Source organism: Gaoshiqia sp. US2 (assembly GCF_059705485.1).
Genome location: NZ_AP048550.1, coordinates 4,603,162 through 4,626,659, shown reverse-complemented (window position 1 = coordinate 4,626,659; position 23,498 = coordinate 4,603,162). Strand labels below are relative to the sequence as shown.

The 23,498-nt window shown below is 48.4% G+C and carries 10 protein-coding genes; all 10 read left to right on the top strand.

What is annotated here, in order from left to right:
* Nucleotides 1–75 precede the first annotated feature (75 nt).
* The 10 genes from AC6H3C_RS18315 to AC6H3C_RS18270 all read left to right on the top strand — a co-directional run bounded on the left by AC6H3C_RS18315 (nucleotide 76) and on the right by AC6H3C_RS18270 (nucleotide 23,467).
* Nucleotides 76–1,062 carry a FecR family protein gene (locus AC6H3C_RS18315; protein ID WP_497516947.1) on the top strand — a complete coding sequence of 329 codons (987 nt, stop codon included), beginning with the start codon at nucleotides 76–78 and terminating at the stop codon, nucleotides 1,060–1,062.
* Nucleotides 1,063–1,147: 85 nt separating this feature from the next.
* Entirely contained in the window at nucleotides 1,148–4,561 is a 3,414-nt protein-coding gene (locus AC6H3C_RS18310; RefSeq protein ID WP_497516945.1) for a TonB-dependent receptor, read from the top strand.
* 12 nt (nucleotides 4,562–4,573) lie between these two features.
* The gene (locus tag AC6H3C_RS18305; protein WP_497516943.1) at nucleotides 4,574–6,130 is read left to right on the top strand and encodes a RagB/SusD family nutrient uptake outer membrane protein; all 1,557 of its coding nucleotides are present in this window, start codon (nucleotides 4,574–4,576) and stop codon (nucleotides 6,128–6,130) included.
* A gap of 241 nt (nucleotides 6,131–6,371) precedes the next feature.
* On the top strand, nucleotides 6,372–7,157 hold the full coding sequence (locus AC6H3C_RS18300) for an SGNH/GDSL hydrolase family protein (RefSeq protein WP_497516941.1): 786 nt from the start codon (nucleotides 6,372–6,374) through the stop codon (nucleotides 7,155–7,157).
* 330 nt (nucleotides 7,158–7,487) lie between these two features.
* Nucleotides 7,488–10,286, top strand: a complete 2,799-nt coding sequence (locus AC6H3C_RS18295; protein WP_497516939.1) for a glycoside hydrolase family 78 protein — start codon at nucleotides 7,488–7,490, stop codon at nucleotides 10,284–10,286.
* A 34-nt stretch (nucleotides 10,287–10,320) separates the two neighbouring features.
* A complete protein-coding gene (locus AC6H3C_RS18290; RefSeq protein ID WP_497516937.1) occupies nucleotides 10,321–11,445 on the top strand; it encodes a glycoside hydrolase family protein in 1,125 nt (374 codons plus the stop codon).
* 103 nt (nucleotides 11,446–11,548) lie between these two features.
* Entirely contained in the window at nucleotides 11,549–13,969 is a 2,421-nt protein-coding gene (gene galB / locus AC6H3C_RS18285; protein WP_497516935.1) for a beta-galactosidase GalB, read from the top strand.
* A 2-nt stretch (nucleotides 13,970–13,971) separates the two neighbouring features.
* Nucleotides 13,972–17,280: a glycoside hydrolase family 2 TIM barrel-domain containing protein gene (locus AC6H3C_RS18280; protein ID WP_497516934.1), complete on the top strand. Its 3,309-nt coding sequence runs from the start codon at nucleotides 13,972–13,974 to the stop codon at nucleotides 17,278–17,280.
* A 135-nt stretch (nucleotides 17,281–17,415) separates the two neighbouring features.
* On the top strand, nucleotides 17,416–20,871 hold the full coding sequence (locus AC6H3C_RS18275; RefSeq protein WP_497516933.1) for a glycosyl hydrolase: 3,456 nt from the start codon (nucleotides 17,416–17,418) through the stop codon (nucleotides 20,869–20,871).
* Between the two features lie 280 nt (nucleotides 20,872–21,151).
* Complete coding sequence (locus tag AC6H3C_RS18270; protein ID WP_497516931.1) at nucleotides 21,152–23,467, top strand: DUF5703 domain-containing protein; 2,316 nt, start codon at nucleotides 21,152–21,154, stop codon at nucleotides 23,465–23,467.
* Nucleotides 23,468–23,498 lie beyond the last annotated feature (31 nt).

Sequence of the window (23,498 nt, the reverse complement as noted above, 5' to 3'; positions counted from 1 at the left end):
AAACAAAAATAATCATCGTGTCTTGTCAGGGTAAAGTGCTTTCCGCTTGTATTTCTTTTTGTAATTAGACACGAAATGAATTTAAATATCGATACAGAATTACTTGTACGTTATATTAGTCGCGAAACGACTCCTGCCGAAGACCGGGAAATATGGCTTTGGATAACAGAAAGTGAGGATAACCGGGAAGAGCTTCGGCAATTGTATGAAACAAAATGGTTTAGCAGCCAGAAAATGCTTTCATCAAAAATAAACGTTGACGATTCGTGGTCGGAGTTTTCGGCAAAACATTTGCGTGTTTACCGTGCGACAGGTCAACCTCAGTTCAGCCGGTGGATGAGGGTGGCAGCCTCCGTTTTGATTCTGATTTCTGTTGGCTTAGGAAGTATTTTCGGTTACAGGCTTTTTACAGTCCAGGATTATACAAGTACCCTGGTGCAATTTCATGTTCCGGCAGGTGAAAAATCAAACCTGGTTTTGGCCGATGGAACCAGGGTTTGGTTGAACTCAGAATCTTCTATAACCTACAATGCGCTTGAACCACGATCTGTGCATCTCGCGGGTGAGGCCTATTTCGAGGTGTCGGAAAATAAATCCCATCCGTTTATCGTGCATACCCTGTCGGGTTTGAATATACGTGTTTTGGGCACAGAGTTCAATGTGCGATGTTATCCGGATGAACCGGCGATAGAAACAACGCTGGATAAAGGGAGGATCGAATTATTTGGCAAATACCTTGAAAAACCCGTTGAAATTCAACCCGGACAGCAAGCAGAATTTTCAGATAATTCATTGAATATTAAGGTTGTTGATACTCGCCTATACAGTATCTGGAAGAACAATGAATTAAAAATTGAGGACAGCAATTTTGCTGAACTGGTTCCGGTAATTGAACGATGGTATGGCGTTGAAATCAGTATGGACAATAAGCTTAGAGACCAGGGCCAGTTTACAATCACGATAAAGACAGAAAGTGTTCGTGAGTTATTTACAATGATGCAGCTAACCTCAAATTTTCAATATGAAATAAATGGCAGTAAAATTAAATTAAAAGCAAAATAAAAAAGGAAAGTGTTGGTCCACTTCCCTTTTAAAAGTTACGGGTGCAACCGTAACTGATTATTCATTAAATAAACAGTTCAAATTTATGAAAAAAAATCGTATGAAATTTCAGGTATGGCATCAACCGCACCTGAAGCAAACTTTTCGCATTATGAAACTAACGAGCGTTATCCTTTTGTTGGCTTTTTTACAGGTTTCTGCCGGCGTTTTTTCACAAAACAATGCAAAAGTGCAGATAAAAGCCTCCAACAAGTCAATCGTTGAGGTGCTGAAATTCATTGAGGATGAAACAGATTACTCATTTCTGTTTAACCGATCCAATGTAAATGTAGATCAGAAAGTTGATATCGACCTTGAATTTTCGAATATCGAAGAGGCGCTGAAAGTAATTCTGGCAGGAACAAACATTCAGTACAGGTCATTCAACAATAACTTTGTTCTTTATACCAACGAAAATGACCACACAAATCGGGTTATCCAGCAGAATGAAACCGTCAGGGGGAAGGTTTCGGGGCCATCCGGCGAACCGATTCCCGGTGCAACTGTGGTTGTGAAGGGTACATCAGACGGGACCATCACTGATATCAACGGGAACTATTCCTTAACAAACGTTTCTTCTGATGCGATCCTGGTATTTACCTTTGTAGGGATGAGAACGCAGGAAATTATTGTTAATAACCGGCTGGTCATTAACATTGAGTTGCAGGAAGAAATGGTGGGTATTGATGAGGTGATCGTTGTCGGTTACGGAATTCAAAAAAAGGCAAATCTGACAGGTTCTGTCGGATCGGTAGCAGGTAATATTCTCACAGAACGACCAGCGACTAACTCCGCCAACCTGCTTCAGGGACGAATTTCAGGGCTTCAGGTCATACAGCCTTCTGCCGAGCCGGGGCGCGATAATCCGTCATTCCTGATTCGCGGACGCGGTTCATTTGGAGGAAGTAACGATCCGCTTATTTTGATCGACGGAGTTACCGGTTCATTAAACAACCTGTCACCGGATGATATCGAAAGTATTACTTTGCTCAAAGATGCCGCTTCTGCGTCGATTTATGGTGCAAGAGCCGCCAACGGGGTTATACTGGTAACCACCAAAAAGGGAGAAAAAGGGAAAACGGTAATCAGCTACCGGGGAAATATTGCTGTTAACTCGCCGACAAAGCTACCCGATTTTATTACCAATTCGGCTGAATACATGGAAATGTACAACGAGGCAGCTGCACGTTCAGGCATTGCTTTCAGATATGCGGCAGACGAAATTGCCAAGTACAGGAATGCGACTGACCGGGAGCAATACCCCAATTTTGATGCCGTTGATTATTGGTTTAGAAATGCTATTGTCACCAATCACAGCATCGCATTGTCAGGCGGAACGGAAAAGAGTTCCTACAATGCATCATTTAGCTATCTGGACCAGGATGCCATGTTGCCGGGCTACCAGTTCAAGCGGTATAATGCTTTATTGAGTTATACCAATGAGATAAGCAAGATCCTTACTTTTGGAACCAAAATGACCCTGACATACAAGGACCGGAAGGAACCTCCGTTTACAAGCGCCAATATGGCCTTGTCGATTTATGCAACAGGCCCCACTTACGGACCTTATCTGCCCGACGGTAGCGGGCGTATCGCATCCAGGGCGTATCTGAATGAAGGCCGGAACCGGAATCCCAGCGAGTATTATGCCATGGGAAATCAGAAAACGAAAGATTACAACCTGAATGCACAGGCATTTGTTGATTTTAAACTATTTAAGGGATTTGTCTGGACCACTAAAGTGGCTCTAAACTATGACGATATGTTTTATAAGATGCACCAGGTCCCTTATAAAGCCTATGTGCTTCAGGAAAAAAATCCCACTACAGGCGATAACCTCGAATTTGCATTTGGGCCCGACATTCTGGGAGTGACAGATCAATACGCGAAAGCGATCACGCCAACGGTGTATTCGGTAATGTCATACAATACCAAAATAAACGACGATCATGATCTGACGGGTTTAATCGGGTACGAGCAGATAAACTATAAATACCAAACCCTGAGGGCGCGACGGATTAGTTCGGTATCGCCGATCCTTGACGAGTTAACCGGTTATTCATCCGATAACCAGTCGCTGTTTTTTACACATCCCCGTTTGCCGTCGTTGGCCGGACCATCGGAATGGGCCATGCAGTCATTGTTTGGCCGGCTTAATTATTCGTATAAAGGAAAATACCTGGTGGAGGCAAACTTGCGCTACGACGGTACTTCTAAAGTATCACCGGATTACCGGTGGGGTCTGTTCCCGTCGGTGTCAGCCGGTTGGTTGGTATCGGAAGAAAGCTTCATTAAAGACAGGATCAGCTGGATGAATTATTTGAAAATGAGAGCCTCCTATGGCGTACTTGGCAATCAGGATGTCGGGACTTATCTCTATCAGAATAGTTTGGTGATCAGCAACATTTATTACCCTTTTGAAGAAACCTTGTCGCAGGGAGCTGTGGTGAACGTATTCAAAGATCAACGTCTAAAATGGGAATCAACCAGTATTCTTGATTTTGGGTTCGATGTAAATATTTTCTCCGGCTTGTTGGGCGTTACCTTCGACTGGTTCAATAAAACAACCTACGATATCCTGGCTGCCCAGCCGGTACCAGCCAGCTTGGGGCTTTCTTCGCCGACCCTGAACGATGGAAAAATGCGGAATAAGGGGATTGAACTGGAGTTAAGCCATCAGAATAAAATTGGTGAAATCAGTTATGGGGCCAATTTCCAGATTTCAACAGCTAAAAATGAATTGATTCACATCCGCGTTCCCAGCAAAGGAACTTCAATTAATGAAGTTGGATTGCCATATGGCTCTCACTTTCTGTACATTTGGGATGGAATCTTCCAGGAAGAAGACATCAACAATCCGCTTACTCCAAAGCATGTATTAAATCCAAGTCCCCGTCCGGGTGATTTAAAAATGAAAGACATGGACGGAGACGGAGATGTAGACACGGACGATCGGAGGGTTGTAAGCGGAGCTTATCCCGATTTCCTGTATTCTTTTGGACTGAATGTCGGCTATAAAAACTTTACACTCACCGCTTTCTTCCAAGGAGTACAAGGGCAAAAGGCTCGCGTAAATAACTGGGGAATAGATCCGTTTATGCAGGGAACCCCGCCAACCACCAAATGGCGCGATGCCTGGACTGCCGAAAATCGCAGTAACACGCTGCCTGCTATTTATGTTGCCGGTTATTCGGGTGTTGCCAACTATGGCGGGTCTACCTACTATCTTCAGAATACATCGTATCTCAGGTTAAAAAACCTGATGCTCTCTTATGATCTTCCAAAATCGCTGATCAGCAAAATCAGGGCGAAAGATTTGAGTGTCTATGTGTCAGGAGATAATTTGCTCACATTCACAAAATATGAAGGTTCTGACCCTGAGAGGGCCAGTGTAACCGGAAACTACGCCGAATATCCGCAGGCACGAATATTCAACCTTGGATTAAATGTCAAATTTTAAAACGTTATTAAGATGAGTACAAAATTTCTATCATATAAGCATTGGTCGATCATCATCCTGGCTTTGTTTTTATCTGCATGTAATGAAGATTTTTTAGATAAAAACCCATTAAACAGTGTGTCGGGTGAGATTTTTTGGTCGAATGAAGCTGACGCCACTACAGCTCTTGCTGGTATTTATTCGCGCTTACAACAGAATTTTCTCGGTTATGAGCGGGTTTATCTTGACGGGCTTTCCGATAACGCCTACCTCGATCCGGGAAACGGGAACCAACCCAATATGACCAACATGACGACCGGTAGTATTTCTCCCGGACTTTCAGGTGCCATGGCAAACATGTACAGCAGTCCCTACCGGGCGATTGCCAGTTGTAACTATTTTCTCGACAATATTGAGAAGGTGCCGGGCATGACCGCGTCAACAAAAGAAAAGTATACGGCCGAAGTCCGCTTTATCAGGGCCTTGTGTTATTTCGACCTGGTTCAGAGCTTTGGCGGGGTCATTATATACCGTAATTTTCCAAAAACACTGGAAGACGCTAAAATCGCGAAAAGCAGCCAGGAAGAAGTTTATATCTTTATTGAAGAAGACCTGAATTTTGCCATTTCAAAATTGCCCGACGAAAAGTACGTAGGTCATGCCGTAAAAGGAAGTGCCCAGGGATTATTGGGACGGGTATTGATAACTCAACAAAAATGGGCCGAGGCTGCTGTTGTTTTGAAGCAGATTATCGATTCAGGAAAATTTGGCCTGTCAAACAGCTATAAGGATCTATTTCTCACGGCCGGTCAGAAAAATTCGAATGTAAATAAAGAGATCATGTTTTCTACCAGGTATTTGGCGCCGACAAATGTACATCGTACAAGTCCGGGATCTGCCGGGATGAATATCGAATTGGGCTGGTGGTCGTTAATGCAGCCATATGCTGATTTGTTAACCGCCTACGAAATGTCTGACGGACTGTCAACCAGCGAGTCGCCTTTGTATAATCCTCAGAATCCCTATCTCAATCGGGATCCCCGGATGAATATGACGATAAAAACACCCGGAGAAATCTGGTATAATTCAGCAGGAACACCGTGGACCGGAAGCTATGAATCATATACCGGCTTTCTGGTCGAAAAATATGTTGATCTGTCGCTGGCCCCGTTTAGCGCCTCTACGGCAACCTTAACCGATCAGGATTATATCCATTTGCGCTATGCTGATGTATTGCTGATGTACGCTGAAGCAGCTAACGAAGCGAACGGACCGTCGGTAGCGGTATATAATGCGATAGATGACGTGAGGGGGCGTACAGGAGTTAATATGCCCGGAATAAACCGTACCCGTTACAACACCAAAGAAAACCTTCGCGGATTCATCCGGAATGAAAGACGCGTGGAACTGGCGCTCGAGGGACAACGCTATAATGATCTGAAACGATGGCGTATCGCCCATATCAAGTTGCCAACACTGGAAACTCCTGCGGGAGATCCCCTGGTATTTGAAGAAAAGAATTACACCTTGCCTTTCCAAACATCGGAATTGGATAATAACCCTAAACTGGTTCAAAATACCGGCTATTAATTCAGGTAATGTTGAATGACTGAGGGTGTCCCGAAAGCAAAACGGGGAATAATTTGTTGTTGGCTTTCCGGATACCCTCGTTTATAGACCATAATTGCTTTTGCCGGTTTGCTGATTGAAAGCCGGGCAAGGTGAAAGTGTACGAATTCGATGTATTGAAGTGGCGAAACAACTCCTCAAATTATTAAACCTTGCTTGAGTTCCTGAAAAATATGATGTAGTTAACCCTTAATACATAATAATGATTCAAAATCAATTTTCAAGAAGAAAATTTTTAAAAACAGCCAGTGTTGCCGGTGCAATAACAGGCATCGTTTCCTCGCATGTTTTGGCGAACGACGAGGTTCAGGTTCCCGAACAATATGAAGGTTTTACTTTTCTGTTTCAGGGCGATTCCATTACTGATGGTAATAGGGGGAGAAATGATGATCCGAATCACATTCTTGGTCATGGTTATGTCTTTTCAGTTGCCAGCCGAATCGGGGCAGATTTTCCCAAAGCCGGTTTTTCATTTTATAATCGTGGAATTAGTGGAAATAAAGTCTCCGACCTGGAAGAACGCTGGCAGGCAGACACACTTGCATTGAAGCCCGATGTGCTTAGTTTCCTTATCGGTATTAATGATGTTGGCGCTTTAGTCGCGAATCGACCTGATGCTCGGAATTTGGAAGCATTTGAAAGAGCTTATCGTAAGTTGTTGAAGATGTCCCGGGAAATAAATCCTGAAGTCTTGTTTGTCTTGGGAATTCCTTTTGTGTTCCCGATTGGCGCCCGAAGAGAAAAATGGGAGTTGTGGCATGTGGCAACACAGGAAAGGGCAGGGATTGTAAGAATGATGGCCGAAGAGTTTGACGCCATACTTATCGATTTTATAGGCCTGTTTGAACAAGCCCAAAAATCTGCGCCAATTGAGTATTGGATTTGGGATGGCATTCATCCAACGGTTTTTGGACATGAATTAATGGCAAGAGAGTGGATCGCGCAGGTTGGTTCACGATTGGGATTCTTAAAGAGTTATCATTATTGATCGGGAATAAGAAATCGAGGCAATATAGTTTGTATTTGTCCGGGCCAGGTTCATCCATACGAATTAACACGTTGCCGAATTCGTTTTATTTCAATAAACGTTTTCAAATTAGATCGAATTTTAGTAATATTAAAACGCATGAATTCAAGCCAATAACAAATGTAAACGTTAACATTAAATTTCTAAAAATTAGAAGATTAATGTCGGATTGTGTTTTTAGGGCGCTTTGTTTTTTGCCGGCCGGAGGTGAAAAACAGGCGTTTGTCAGACTGAAATAACGAAGAACCGGGCCGCAACCAGGTTTGAAAACCAATAAAATGAACGAAGCTTATGAAAATAATTTGTCACCTGCTGTTTGTCGCCTTACTTGCCTTTTCCTGCTCATCACAAAAAAAAAATATCCAGGTGAGCGAAAGCTCTGTCAATGGTTTTGCCACCGAACTGCCGTTGATCAAAAATCAGCAGCCACGTTTCAGTTGGAAGTTGAGATCCGATTATGGCGGAACAGCGCAGTCAGCCTGGCAAATTCTGGTGGCCGATGACGCCGGTTTACTGAAAATGAATGAAGGAAATCAATGGAACAGCGGGAAGGTTGACTCGAAACAATCTATCCTGATCGACTATGATGGATCAGCCCTGGAGGCTGGCAAAAAGTATTTTTGGAAAGTAAAAGTATGGGACCAGGCGGGCAACGCATCCGCATGGAGCGAAATCGCCTCGTTTCAGTTGGGATTGCTTTCTTCCTCCGATTGGGCCGGTGCACAATGGATTGGTTATGAGGATATGGACGAGTCGAAACGCTTGGTGGAGGGGGTGACCGGTTATGGAGACCTTGCTCTGGACAAAGTGGAAAAACGGGCAGTGGTCCCCTTATTTCGAAAAAGTTTTGATTTGACTAAAAAGGTTGCATCAGCCACGCTTTTTATAAGTGGTGTTGGTCAGTACGAGGCCTCGCTGAACGGACAAAAAATTGGCGATGATTTTCTGACTCCGGGCTGGAGCGACTACGATAAAACCGTTTTTTATAATACCTGCGATGTTACCGGCCTGCTGCGCTCAGGCGAAAACGCCCTGGGAGTCATGGTTGGCAATGGCTTTCACTATAACAACCGCGAACGCTATCGCAAACTCATTATCGCTTACGGATTTCCAAAAATGATCTGCAAGTTACAAATCCAATATGCTGACGGAACCGACGAAACAATCGTTTCGGGCGGCGATTGGCAAACCAAGCCGTCGCCAACCACTTATTCCGGTATTTACGGGGGCGAAGATTACGATGCCCGTTTGGAAGAACCGGGATGGAACGAGACCGGATTTGATGCTTCAGACTGGAAAATGGCTGAACTGGTCAGGCCGCCGTCAGGGGAACTGAAAGCCGACCCAAGCCATCCGGTCAAAGTGATGGACACTTTTTCGCCCGTTGCCGTAAAGCAATTGAATGACACCAGCCTCCTGTACGATTTCGGGCAGAATGCCTCGGGAATTATTTCACTCCGGTTGAAAGGAAAGGCTGGTCAACAGGTCCGGTTTTACCCTGCTGAAAGTTTGAAGGACGATGGAACGGTCAGTCAGCGTGGCTCTGGTTCGCCCTATTATTATACTTACACCTTGAAGGGAGAAGCCGAAGAATCGTGGCAACCCCGGTTTACCTACTATGGTTTTCGCTATGTGCAGGTAAATGGGGCACAAATAAAGGCGGGAAGCACGGCCCCGGAACTTCCGGAAATCATGGAATTAAAATCGCTGCATACCCGAAATTCGGCTCCAACAACCGGTAGCTTTTCATGTTCCAACGAATTGTTCAACCGGACGTTCGACCTGATCAACTGGGGCATTAAAAGCAACCTGCAATCGGTGATGACCGACTGTCCGACACGCGAAAAGCTGGGCTGGATTGAGCAAACGCAGTTGATGGGCGCCTCGGTACATTTCAACTTCGACTTGTACCACTTGTACAAAAAACTGCTGTCGGATATGGCCGACGCTCAAACCGCCGAAGGGCTGGTGCCGAGCATTGTGCCCGAATACATCAACTTTGAATATTACGACGCGGCTTTTCGCGACTCGCCGGAGTGGGGCAGCGCTTCCATCATTCTTCCCTGGATGATATACCGCTGGTATGGCGATCTGGAGCCGGTGCAACAGGCCTGGCCCGTGATGCAACGGTACATGGCGTATTTGGAGAGTAAAGCCAACGAAAACATTTTGTCGCATGGTTTGGGTGATTGGTACGATGTGGGTCCGAAAGAGCCCGGCTATGCGCAGTTGACTCCGGTGCCGCTGGTAGCCACAGCCATTTATTTTTACGATGCCCAACTGATGGCACAGATGGCCAAATTACTCGGAAATCAGAATGAGGCAATCCGTTTTGCCGAACTTTCCACCGAAATTAAAAACGCGTTCAACCTGAAATTTTATAACAGGGAGACGGCGACTTACGCCACAGGCAGTCAGACTTCGCTGGCCATGCCGCTGAGTCTGGGATTGGTTGATCCCGGAAATGAAGCAGCGGTACTTGAAAACCTGGTCAGACAGATTGAGGCGGACCAGGGTGCAATCACGGCCGGAGATGTGGGCTTTCACTTCCTCGTGGATGTGCTGACCAGCTTCGGAAAATCAGAATTGCTGTATGAAATGAACAACCGCGACGATGTTCCCGGTTATGGGTATCAACTCAAACAGGGGGCCACTTCGTTGGCCGAATCGTGGCAGGCATTGCCGTCCAAGTCGTTAAATCACCTCATGCTGGGCCACCTGATGGAATGGTTCTGCCAGGGGCTGGGCGGAATCCGTCAAGCCGAACATTCGCAGGCATATCGTGAAATCGTGATTCAACCCGAAGTGGTGGAGGAGCTGAGTTTTGTTAAGACCTCCTTCGATTCGCCCTACGGAAAAATTGTCAGCAATTGGGAGAAGAAGGACGGTGTGTTTACGCTTCGGGTGGAAGTGCCGGTGAATGCGACCGCTAAAGTGATCCTTCCATATGATGGCGATTTACATGCTGAAGCGTTGAAAGCGCCGGCGAAAAACATGGAGATGATAAGAATGATGGAAAAAGAAAATGGCCGTACGGTCTGTAGTTTGCAGTCGGGTAGTTATCAAATTGAATTGAACATCAAACAATAAACCGGTCGTTTGACCGAAAGCTGAACTGAAAAGAATGAGAAAGAAGATTTTAATTGGGACATTGGTTGTGTTGACTGTGCTGGCTTGTACACCGAAGAAAGAACAACTTCCGGCAATGGTGTCGCCCGAAAAAATGGCGCAGCTTTATGAGGAGGTGAAAACGCCTTATAAATACGGCTTGGTGATGGTCCCCGACAGCAACTCACACATGTTCGACTGCCCGACCATTTTCAGAAAAGATAATCGCTGGGTGATGACTTACATTATTTTCGACGGGCGCGGGTACGAAACCCACCTTGCCCTGAGCGACGATTTGATTCGTTGGGAAGAACAGGGGGCCGTTTTACAGTTTTCGGATACCGCCGATTGGGATGTGAATCAAAAAGCCGGTTATCCTTCGCTCATCAATTACGATTGGGGAGGCGATTATGGCATCAAAACCTACGATGGTAACTATTGGATGAGCTATTTTGGTGGTAACTCAACCGGCTACGAAAAAGGGGTACTGTCATTCGGAATGGCTTATACCGAAAATGACCCGGCGACCCTGCACCAATGGAGCCGTTTGGACAAGCCCGTGCTGGCGCCCGCCGATCCGGATGCCGGCTGGTACGACAACATCACCATGTACAAATGCTACGTGCAGGAAGACAAAGAACAGCTAACCGGGCATCGTTTCGTCATGTTTTACAATGCCAAAGGCGACAGCATCAGCAAAGTTCGCGGCGCCGAGCGTATCTCCGTGGCTTTTTCCGACGATATGGTAAACTGGAAACGCTACCCGGGCAACCCGCTTTTAAACCACCACACGGGCATTACCGGCGACGCAGTGATCCAGAAAATCGGCGATTTGTATGTGCTGTTTTTCTTCCGCGCATACTGGCCCGAAGGCAAAACGGTGGTGTACAACAGCTTTGCGGCCTCGTACGACCTGCTGCACTGGACTGAGTGGGATGGCCCGAAACTGATTGAGCCCGGCGAGAGCTACGATAACCAGTTTGCGCACAAATCCTTTGTTATCAAAGTTGACGATGTGGTGTACCATTTTTACAATGCCGTAGATACGCTCGGTAACAGGGGAATCGCTTTGGCAACCTCGAAAGATTTGGGCAAAAGCGGGCTGGTGTTCAAGTCGACGGCTGAGTCGGATCTTAAGTGAAAAGAAGTGTTCAGTCGCAGTCGCCGTTTGCCGAAATAACTTGAACCCGACTTTGCGGCCATTGCGATATCCTTTGTGTTCTTTGCGGTTAAAATATTAAAAGATGAAACGAAAACAACAAATAAACTTTATCATGCTGGCGATGGTGTTCGCCCTGTTTGGTTGCGGCCAAAAGCATCAATTGGCCGAGCGCCAAAGCTTCGACAAGGACTGGAAATTCATGTTGGGCGATGATTCGCTTGCGTTTCAACCCGCCTATAACGACAGCAACTGGCGGGTGCTGAACCTGCCTCACGACTGGAGCATTGAAGGCGAATTCAGCGCCGATGCTCCTGCCACCACCGAAGGCGGGGCATTGCCAACCGGAATCGGCTGGTACCGAAAAACATTCAACCTTGAAAAACCGGCCGGCGAAAAAGTATTTTATATCGATTTTGACGGGGTGATGGCCAACAGCGAAGTGTGGATTAACGGCCACTACCTGTGCAAGCGGCCTTTTGGCTACATTTCGTTCAGATACGAACTGACTCCGTATCTGAACTTTGGCGATGAAGTTAATACGCTGGCTGTCCGGGTCGATAATTCGGCGCAACCGGCTTCGCGCTGGTACACCGGTTCGGGCATTTACCGCCATGTGTGGCTACTCGAAAAAGCCCCGGTTCACGTGGCACACTGGGGAACGTTTGTTACAACTCCGGACGTTTCTGCCGAAGCAGCTAAGGTAAAACTGGACATTCAAGTTGAAAATAAAACCGAAGCGGATGTTCGGGTAACGGTAAAATCGCGGATAACCGATGCTGCCGGAACAAAAGTTGCCGAGTCTGAAAATAAACTGGATGCCGCAGCAGGGATTTCAGGCTTAACTCAGAACTTTGGATGGAAGAATCCCGCTTTATGGTCGCCCGAAGTGCCAAACCTGTACCAAATTCAAACTGAAATCTATCAGAATGGAAAACTGGTTGACAGCTACCAAACACAGCTGGGTGTACGTTGGTTTGAGTTTACGCCCGACAAAGGTTTTTTTCTGAATGGTGAGCCGTTGAAAATTTACGGCGTTAACCAACATCATGATTTGGGCGCTTTGGGCGCGGCAGTGAATACCCGCGCCATGGAACGCCAGCTGGAAATATTAAAAGAAATGGGCGTGAATGCCATTCGTATGGCCCACAATCCGCCAGCTCCGGAGTTGCTGCATTTGTGCGATCGCATGGGCTTCCTGGTAATTGACGAATCGTTTGACGAGTGGAAACGGACAAAAGTAAAAAAAGGCTACCACTTGTATTGGGATGAATGGCATGTACGCGATTTGCAGGACATGGTACTTCGCGACCGCAACCACCCATCGGTGATTGCCTGGAGCATTGGCAACGAAATCCCGGAACAGTTCGATTCGGCAGGCATTGCAATTACCAAAGAGTTGGTGCAGATTGTAAAGGAGCTAGACCCGACACGCCCCGTAACTTGCGCTCTAACCGAAACCGATCCGTCAAAAAATTATATCTACCAATCGGGTGCGCTTGATTTGCTCAGTTTCAACTACAAACACCGCGATTATCTGAAGTTTCCGGAGCGCTACCCGGGCGAGTGTATGCTGGCATCCGAAAACATGTCGGCGCTTTCTACCCGGGGTTGTTACGATTTTCCTTCGGACAGCGTTCGTATCTGGCCGCCTGCCTACAAGGCGCCGTTTGACGGCAATCCCGACCTGACGGCCTCTTCGTTCGACAACTGCATCGCCTACTGGGGCGCCACCCACGAAGACACCTGGGCGGTCATCAAAAACAACGACTTTATTCCCGGCATGTTTATCTGGTCGGGCTTCGACTACCTCGGCGAGCCATTGCCGTATCCTTACCCGGCGCGCAGCAGCTACCTCGGTATCATCGACCTGTGCGGTTTTCCAAAAGATGTGTACTACATGTACCAGGCCGAGTGGACGGATAAAACCGTGCTGCACCTGTTTCCGCACTGGAACTGGGAGGAGGGGCAACCGGTTGACCTTTGGGCGTATTACAATCATGCCGATGAAGTGGAGCTTTGGGTGAACGGTGTTTCGCAGGGGCGTAAGGCGAAAGAAACCGATCAGTTTCATGTGATGTGGCGGGTACCCTTCAGTCCCGGTAGCATCAGGGCGGTGAGCTACAGGAACGGCGACAAAGTGGGCGAAAAAGAAATCTTCACCGCAGGGCCGGCAGCCAAAATTGAATTGGCGACCGACCGGATCAATCTGAATGCCGATGGCAGCGATCTGTCGTTTATCACGGTGAAAGTGACTGATAAAGATGGGAATATGGTTCCCGACGCGGCGAATCTGATTAATTTCCGGGTTGAAGGTGAAGGAACCATAGCCGGGGTTGACAATGGTTACCAGGCCAGTACCGAACCTTTTAAGGCAAACTACCGGAAAGCCTTCAATGGTATGTGTTTGCTGATTATTCAAACAACAGACCAAGCCGGGGAGATTGTGGTGAAAGCAAGCTCGGATGGACTTGAAGCAGCCGGATTAACCTTGAAAACCAAGTAGGTATGAATCTCAAAATCAATCGAATAAATCATTCAATCCTTTTTTTTGCATCGTTTGTTGGTCTGTCTCCTTATTTATTCGCGCAACGGCTGGTTGAACTGCCTGAAGGGATTCCGCCGGTCCCGCATGTTTACCAAACGGAGCCTTGGGAAGATCCGCAAATCACCGAACTAAACCGGGATGCGGCCCGTGCCACGGCGTATTCGTTTAAAACGGAGGCAGAAGCCCTGACCGGCGACCGGGAACAAAGCGGGCGTTACCTGAGCCTGAATGGCGAATGGGATTTTCATTTGGCCTTAAAACCGGCCGATGCACCCGCTGATTTTTATCAAAGCCGTGTTCAGGGTTGGGACAAAATTGAGGTGCCTTCGAACTGGGAAATGAAAGGTTACGATATTCCGATTTATAAAAGTGCAGTTTATCCTTTTCGTCCTGTCAACCCGCCTTACGTGCCGCGCGATTACAATCCGGTTGGCTCATACCAGCGAACATTTTCGGTTCCCGCGGCTTGGAAGGATATGAATGTGACTTTGCACTTCGGGGCAGTCAGTTCGGCTTTTAAAGTTTGGGTGAATGGCAAATTCGCGGGTTATGGCGAGGATAGTTTCCTGCCCTCCGAATTCAATATTTCCGCTTATTTAAAAGAGGGTGAAAACACGCTTTCGGTTCAGGTAATCCGTTGGAGCGACGGCTCATACCTGGAAGACCAGGATCATTGGCGGATGAGCGGTATTCAGCGCGAAGTGCTTTTGCTGGCTGAACCCAAATTGCGTCTGGCCGATTTTCATTACCAAACCAAACTGGACGATGAATACAAAGATGCCATCTTAAGCATTCGCCCTCGCCTGGAGAACCTGACCGGTGATACGGCGAAAGGGTACATGCTGGAAGCTCAGCTTTACGATCCAAACAAGCGAAAAATATTTGAGCAGCCTTTGACCAAAAGCGCTGAAGCAATTCTCACGGAAGCCTGGCCGCGTCTGGACAATGTCAAATTTGGTTTGCTGGAAGCCAAAGTCGCCAATCCCTTAAAATGGAGCGCCGAGGAACCAAACCTGTATACCTTGGTTCTTTCGTTAAAAGACAGCGCCGGGCAAGTAGTGGAAGCGAAAAGCTGCAAAGTTGGTTTTCGTGCTATTGAGTTCGCGAAAGACGACAGTAAACTGCTGATTAATGGCAAATTGACTTACCTGTACGGGATTAACCGCCATGATCATGATCCGGTGCGCGGGAAAGCGTTAACCCGGGAAGATATCCGCAAGGATATCGAACAAATCAAACGTTTCAATTTTAATTGTGTTCGGACGGCTCACTATCCGAACGATCCGTATCTCTACGATTTGTGCGATGAGTACGGACTTTACGTGATTGATGAGGCCAACTTTGAAACGCATGGCTTGGGCGGGAAACTGGCCAACGACCCCAAATGGCTCCATGCCCATTTGCAGCGCGTGGTGCGCATGGTAGCGCGCGACAAAAATCACTCCTCGGTGATTGTCTGGAGCCTGGGCAATGAAGCTGGCCGCGGACCGGCAACAGCAGTGATGGCCGCTTATTGCCACGATTTCGATATCACCCGCCCGGTGCATTACGAGCCGGCCATGGGCGACCACAAAGTGAAAGGTTATCTTCCGTATGACAGTCCCGGTTACCCGAAGGATCACTCGCGCCGGATCCAAACACCGCTCGACCAGTCGTACATCGACATCGTGAGCCGGATGTATCCCGACCTTCAAACAGGGCCGCTTTTAATCAATCAGGACAATGGCGACAAGCGTCCGGTTTTTTGGTGCGAATATTCACATTCCATGGGCAACTCCACCGGCAACATGAAGGAATGGTGGAACCAGATTCGTTCGCTTCCGCGTTTGATTGGAGGCTGCATTTGGGATTACAAAGACCAGGGTTTGCTGAAAAACGATGAAAACGGAACCGAATTTTACGCTTATGGCGGCGATTTTGGCGAACCCTTGCACGACAGCAACTTTTGTATTAACGGCATTGTGGCTTCCGACGGGCGCCCAAAAGCGGCCATGTACGAGTGCAGGTGGGTCTGTCAGCCGGTGAGCTGTGAGTTGCAGGATGCTGTCAACTTCAGCCTGAAAATTACCAACCGTCAGGCTGTGAGTAATTTGTCGGCCTTTGTGCCGGAGTTGAAAATCCGCGAAAACGGTAAGCTGGTCAAGACCGTGTCGCTGTCGCCGATAATGTTGGAGGCCGGAAGAGACACGCTCGTCAGCCTGAAACAATACCTGCCCAAAATGAAGCCGGGCGTGGAGTATCTGGCTTCGGTTTCTTTCCACTTAAAAGAAAAAACCGCATGGGCTGAAGCTGGTTTTGAAGTCGCATTTGACCAGTTTTCCTTAACCGGGCTGAGTTCACGGCAACCGGTACAAAAGGCGGGCAATGTGCAGTTGGATGAAACGGCCTGTGCCTTCGTGTTGACAGGGAAAAACTTCAAACTAAAAATCGACAAAGCAAACGGTGCGCTGAGCTCTTACCTGTGGAACGGCGAAGAGCAAATCTTTGCGCCGCTGCTTCCTCATTTTACCCGACCGCTGACCGATAACGACGAGCGCGGCTGGAAACCACAGCGAAAACTAAAAATTTGGTACGGGGCTGAACCGAAATTGCAGATGGTGAAAGCTGAAAAGACAGGCGATGGCCTGGTGCAGGTTCGCAGCAGCTACTCCATTGTGGACGACTCGGCTGTTTGCGAACTGTTGTACACCCTGCGCGGCGACGGAACGTTAAAAGTGGACTACGTGTTGAATGCTTCGCCGCAACTGCCAAACATTCCAAAGATTGGTATACAGTGCGGCATAAACGATGCGTACCGGCAAATCAGCTGGTACGGCAAAGGTCCGCTCGAAAATTACGTCGACCGCAATCACGGCTTTGAGGCTGGCATTTACAGCCTTCCGATCGAACAATTCACCGAGCCTTACGTAATGCCGCAGGAGAACGGCAACCGGACCGATGTGCGTTGGATGTACCTGTCGGATGTGCAAAAAACGAAAGGTTTGCTCGTAGTGGCCGACAGCTTGCTGAGCATGAGCGTCTGGCCCTGGACCGAAGAAAATATCAACAAAGCAAAACATACGTATGAATTGGAGGAATCCGGCTACCTGACGCTGAATATCGACCTGAAACAAATGGGTGTGGGTGGCAACGACAGCTGGTCGGATGTGGCAGCGCCGGAACCGCAATACCAAATCAAATCGGGAAATTACCGCTATGCGTTTTTTCTGGCGCCGATGTCTGCGGGAAAAAAGGATTTAAGTGATGAAATTATGAACGTGAAATTTTAGATGATGGCTGGTTGAAAAACTGTCGATCGGGAGTCATCCTGTCCGGCAACTGCCGGATCAGGATCTTTCTCTTCAATCGGAACAGACCCCGAAATAAATTCGGGGTAACGCAGCAGTCATCACAAACCAAAAACGATGAAACAAAACCGACAAAATAGATCACTTTTGTTGCTGGCAGCCTTGCTGATTGCTGTTTTTAGCGCATGCAGCCGCCAGCCGGAAAGCCCGTTTAAAACGATTGTGCCAGACGAAAAGGATGCCGCCTGCTGGAATTATTGGTACTGGATGCATGGCGCTGTCAGTAAAGAGGGGATTACTGCCGACCTGGAAGCCATGAAACAGGTTGGCTTTGGCGGGACCTACCTGTTTGCCATTCGTGATACGGTGCCGGGTTTGTACCCCGGCCATGTGGTGACCATGAGTCCTGCGTGGTGGGAGTTGGTGAAGCATGCCGTGAGCGAGGCCGACCGCCTGGGACTGGAAATGGGCTTCAACTCGTGCGACGGCTTTACCTGCGCCGGCGGGCCGTGGATCACCCCTGAAATGTCGATGCAAAAGGTGGTTTGGGCCGACACGGTTGTGACCGGCGGACAAACTTTTTCGGGGAGCTTACCACAGCCCGAAATGGTGAAGGGTTTTTATCAGGATCTTGCCACGTTTGCCTATCCGGCCTTTGAGGGGGCGGGCAGAAATTCATGGAAAGTCAAGCCGGTAGTTACATCCAGTCTGACTTCAGAAAACCTTCAGTTTATAGCCGAAAAAGAAAATACCCGGCAGTTTTCAACCAGCGGGAAAGGATGGATTCAATACGCTTTTGACGAGCCGTTTACCTGTCGTTCCATTCAGATTAAAACCGGGTGGAACAACTACCAGACGAACCGCCTGATTATTGAAACCAGCAATGATGGTCTTCATTTTAAAACCCATACACGGCTTGTGCCCCCGCGCTCGGGCTGGCTCGATCTGGATCAGCACAATACCCAACTGATTGAGCCGGTGACGGCCCGTTACTTTCGGTTTGTATTCGATCCGGCAGGTTCGGAGCCGGGCGCCGAGGACCTGGACGATGCCAAGTGGTCGCCAATCTTGCGGGTGAAAGGAATTGCCTTATCGTCGGAAGCCAAAATTCATCAATACGAAGGTAAAAACGGCTCCATCTGGCGGGTGGCCGACTGGTCGGATGACAAAGCCCTCCCGGACGCTGATTGTGTGGACCGGAAACAACTGATCAACTTAACGCAGTTTGTTGCGGCCGATGGCACACTAAATTGGCAGGTATCTGAAGGCAACTGGGTGATTTTACGCATGGGCCATACCAGCACCGGTCACGAAAATTACATTGGCGGAGGCGGTAAAGGGCTTGAATGCGATAAGTTCAATCCCGAGATCGTTCGTTTTCAGTTTGATCAGTGGTTTGGTGAAGCTTACCGTCAAATAGGGGAAGAGCTGGCCGCTAAGGTTTTTACCCGCTTTCATGTCGATAGCTGGGAATGCGGCAGCCAGAACTGGTCAACGGTCATGCGCGACGAATTCAAAAAGCGCCGCGGTTACGATTTGATGGAATATCTTCCGGTGATGGCGGGTGTTCCGTTGCAAAGTGTTGAAACTTCGGAGCGCGTATTGCAGGATGTACGCGAAACCATTTCCGAGTTGTTTGCCGACAACTTTTATCAAACCCTGCACGAAGAATCGCAAAAAAAAGGACTGTTGTTTTCGGCCGAAAGCGTTGCTCCGGTTGGAGTTGGCGATGGCCTGCTTCATTTTAAATACGTCGATTTGCCGATGGGCGAGTATTGGTTGCGTAGTCCGTCGCACGACAAGCCGAACGATATACTCGATGCTGTTTCGGGTGCGCACATCTATGGTCACCCGATTGTTCAGGCCGAAAGTTTTACCGAAATCCGGCTCGATTGGGACGAAGATCCGGCATTGCTGAAACCGCTGGCCGACCACAATTTTGCGTTGGGCATCAATAAAGTGGTGACACATGTGTTTACCCATAATCCCTGGCCCGACCGGAAACCCGGGATGACGTTGGATAAAGTGGGAACTTATTTGCAACACGACCAGGTGTGGTGGCCGCAAAGTCATGCGTTCTGGAGTTACCTGCGTAATTGCCAGTTGCTGTTGCAGCAGGGCAAGCCGGTGGTGGACATCGCTGTTTTTACTGGCGAAGAAACGCCGCGCCGCGCCTTGTTGCCCGACCGTTTGGTCGATTTTCTGCCCGGACTGATGGGGGCCGACCGCGTTAAGTCCGAATCAATCCGGTTGAAGAATGAAGGTATCCCCACTCGCCATTTACCACAAGGCGTAACCACCCAGGCGAATATGGCCGACCCCGAAAACTGGATCGACCCGCTGAACGGCTACGTGTACGACTCCTTCAATAAAGATGTGTTGCTGAACCGCGCAACGGTTAAAAATGGCCGTGTGGCGCTGCCCGGAGGGGCAAGCTATGCTTTGTTGGTTATTCCCGGAAACCGAAAGCTGGCTCCCCGTGGCGGCGGGCAAATGAGCCTGGCTGTTGCCCGCAAACTGGCTGAATTAATTGAGCAGGGCGCTACGGTGTTGTGGATGGAAGGACCGCAGCAAACAATCGGTCTAAAACCCGGTGACGACAGGCCATTGCAACAATTGACGGCAAATTTGTCCGACGGGAAGAAGTTCAGCTTTAAAGATGAGAAAGGAAACTCATTTGAAGGGATCCGGAAAGGAAAGGGCCGCTTGCTGTTTGGACCGTATCAGTCAAGCTCGTTTAACCCGCTTGGGCTGAGTGAAGATTTTACCGCCTTCACCGAATACGGACGGGTAAGGGGAACATTGGCATGGAATCACCGGCTTGCGGGCGAAAAAGATATTTATTTCATTTCAAATCAAAGCGCCGAAAAGCTTTCGGTTGAAATGAGTTTTCGGGTTGAAGGCAAAATTCCGGTTTTATATGATGCTGTTTTGGGACGAATTCGCCCCTGTACCGAATGGGACAGCAAGAAAGGCCGCACCACCTTGAGTTACGATTTTGAACCGCGTGAATCCTTATTCGTCCTGTTCGATCGGGCAAACGAAGATGCCCGGACCGGAAAATCAAATACCATTCAACTAAAAGAAATATTGACCATCGGGGGTCCCTGGATGGTGACTTTCGACCCGGAACGGGGAGGCCCTGCCGAAGCGCAGCAATGGAGCGAATTGCAGGATTGGAGTAAAAGTCAGGTCGATGGCATTCGCTGGTACTCGGGCGTGGCAACCTACAAAACCGGTTTCGACTGGCAACCGGCTGAACCTGATGAAGAAATTTGGATTGAGCTGGGCGGTTTTAACCATGTAGCCGAAGTGCGGCTGAACGGCGAAACCGTAGGCGTATGCTGGACCTTGCCCCACCGTCTTCGGTTGGACGGACAGCTGAAAATCGGAGAGAACCTGCTTGAAATTGATCTGGCAAATACCTGGCACAATCGACTGATTGGCGACTATGAATTGCCAAAAGAACAGCAAATTGCCTGGACTACCGCTCCTTACCGGCTCGAAGGGCGTCCCTTGTTGCCGGCCGGCTTGTTTGGGCCAGTCAAGCTTCAAAGGCAAAAGGAAGATTAGAATGGTAAAATGATGAATATTAGAATATTAGAATGATGAATAATGGGATGATTGGATGACGGAGTTGTGGATGAAATTCTTCGGGCTGTAGGCCCGGAATCTTGGTAGCGCGGGGCAACGCCCCCGGGAACGAGGTGCAGAAAAAAAATCGTCCGCGAGAAAAGGTCACGAAGAGGGAAGGAACTCCTGTCGGTCGAAACATCGAATGAGATGATTGGAATGGCAGAATCTTGAGGGATTAGAATGTGAAGCCTGAAAGGCTTACTTAATTCAATAAAAAATGAAACAAAACATTCAACTGATACTCGTGCTGCTGGCCTTGCTGGCCGGCAAAAGCTGGGCCCAGCCTGTCAAACTGAGCGATTACCATCTGCTGTGGACTTCGCAGAGCCGGAATTCATCCGAATCCATGCCTTGCGGTGGTGGCGACATCGGCTTGAATGTATGGGTGGAAGACGGTGAAATCTTTTTTTACATAGCGAAAAGCGGGACCTTCGACGAACACAACACCATGCTGAAACTTGGCCGGGTAAGGATTAATCTCAGTCCAAATCCCTTTGCCGGTAAGTTCTTCAGGCAGGAGCTGAATTTACAGGAAGGGCATGTTACCATTTCTGGAAGCGACGGTGGTTTGTTTGCCCATTTGAAAATATGGGTCGATGTTTTCCATCCGGTCGTTTATGTTGAAGTTGAATCCAGTCAGAAGGTTCAGGCAGAAGCCGTTTACGAAAGCTGGCGCCACGGGGAACGGCTTTTACGAAAAGGAGAAAGTTTTGCCAATTCGTATAAATGGGCGCCGCCTGCCGGGCTGAAAACTTTTGCCGACCAGATTGAATTTTCGGATCAGGCCGTGGTCTTTTTTCATCAAAACCGGGAAGAAACCGTTTTTGATGTGACCGTAGAACAACAAGGCCTGAACGCCGTAAAAGACCAACTGTACAACCCGCTTGCCGGGCTCTCCTTCGGCGGACTGATGCAGGGAAAAAATTTTATCCCTGCCGGGAAAACCAGCGGAAAATACCTGGATACCGGTTTTGAGGGATGGAAATTGAAAAGTGTAAAATCCGCTTCAAAACACGAATTATCAATTGTGCTGAATACAGCCGAAACCTATGGCGAATGGCATTCCGGACTGCTTAAACTGGCTGATCGGGCAATGAAAAACCGGAAAGAGGCATTTAAACAAACGCAACGCTGGTGGCAAAACTATTGGAACCGCAGCTTTGTTTTCATCCGGCCCGACAGTAAAGACGAGACCGACCCGGCCTGGCAGGCGGGCCGGAACTACCAACTATTTCGTTACATGCTGGCCTGTAATGCTTATGGCGATTACCCGACGAAATTTAACGGCGGATTATTCACGGTTGACCCGGTGTTTACCGATTCAACCCGAAATTTCACACCCGATTTCCGGAATTGGGGCGGCGGCACCTTTACCGCGCAAAACCAACGGTTGGTTTATTTCCCCATGCTGAAAAGCGGCGACTCCGACCTGATGAAACCGCAATTTGATTTTTATAACCGGATTCTGCGAAATGCCGAATTACGCAGTGAATTTTACTGGGGGCACCAAGGCGCGTGTTTTACGGAGCAAATGGAGAATTTTGGCTTGCCCAATTGCAGCGAATACGGCTGGAAAAGGCCGGAGGCTTATGATCAGGGGATGGAGTACAATGCCTGGCTGGAATACCAGTGGGACACGGCGCTGGAAATCTGTTTCCTGATTTTGGAAACGCATCGCTACCAGGGAGCTGATATTTCGGGATACCTCCCGCTGATAAAAAGCTGTCTGATTTTTTTCGACGAACATTACCAATACCTGGCCAGCCGGCGCGGCACAAAAAGCCTGGATGCCAACGGCCATTTGGTTTTGTATCCCGGCTCGGCCTGCGAAACCTATAAGATGGCTTACAATGCCACTTCAACGATTGCCGCCTTGCAAAGCGTAACGAAACAGTTGCTCGCCTTGCCTGAAAGTTATTCAAACCAAATTGACCGGGCCTATTTGGAAGACCTGCTGAAGCGGACCCCGCCCATTAGTTTCACCGAACACCAGGGGCACAACACGATCGCCCCGGCACGGCTTTGGGAACGGGTGAACAATGTGGAGTTGCCCCAGCTTTACCCGGTGTTCCCCTGGGGAATGTACGGAATTGGCAAACCGGATCTGGAGGTGGCGGTCAATACCTGGAAATACGACCCCGATGCCCAAAAATTCAGAAGTCATGTCGGCTGGAAACAGGATGCCATTTTTGCTGCCCGTTTGGGCCTGACAAACGAAGCCGACTCGTTGCTGTTGTTAAAGTTACAGGATTCGGGGCGCCGTTTTCCGGCGTTCTGGGGACCCGGCTTCGACTGGGTACCCGATCACAACTGGGGCGGATCGGGCATGATTGCCCTTCAGGAAATGCTGTTGCAAACCGTGGGTGATAAAATTTACTTGTTTCCGGCCTGGCCCCGCGACCGCGACGTTCATTTTAAATTGCACGCACCCGGTCAAACAAGTATCGAAGTTGAATTGAAAAACGGAGAAATCCGCTCAATGACCGTCTTTCCCGAATCCCGGAGGAAAGATATTATGAATTGTTTCCACTGATCAAATCCTGACTACGACGTAACACTCAAAC

Coding starts and splice junctions, on each gene's coding strand:
- AC6H3C_RS18290 (WP_497516937.1), top strand. CDS start 10,321: ATGAGAAAGAAGATTTTAATTGGGACATTGGTTGTGTTGACTGTGCTG.
- AC6H3C_RS18295 (WP_497516939.1), top strand. CDS start 7,488: ATGAAAATAATTTGTCACCTGCTGTTTGTCGCCTTACTTGCCTTTTCC.
- AC6H3C_RS18280 (WP_497516934.1), top strand. CDS start 13,972: ATGAATCTCAAAATCAATCGAATAAATCATTCAATCCTTTTTTTTGCA.
- galB (WP_497516935.1), top strand. CDS start 11,549: ATGAAACGAAAACAACAAATAAACTTTATCATGCTGGCGATGGTGTTC.
- AC6H3C_RS18300 (WP_497516941.1), top strand. CDS start 6,372: ATGATTCAAAATCAATTTTCAAGAAGAAAATTTTTAAAAACAGCCAGT.
- AC6H3C_RS18275 (WP_497516933.1), top strand. CDS start 17,416: ATGAAACAAAACCGACAAAATAGATCACTTTTGTTGCTGGCAGCCTTG.
- AC6H3C_RS18310 (WP_497516945.1), top strand. CDS start 1,148: ATGAAAAAAAATCGTATGAAATTTCAGGTATGGCATCAACCGCACCTG.
- AC6H3C_RS18305 (WP_497516943.1), top strand. CDS start 4,574: ATGAGTACAAAATTTCTATCATATAAGCATTGGTCGATCATCATCCTG.
- AC6H3C_RS18315 (WP_497516947.1), top strand. CDS start 76: ATGAATTTAAATATCGATACAGAATTACTTGTACGTTATATTAGTCGC.
- AC6H3C_RS18270 (WP_497516931.1), top strand. CDS start 21,152: ATGAAACAAAACATTCAACTGATACTCGTGCTGCTGGCCTTGCTGGCC.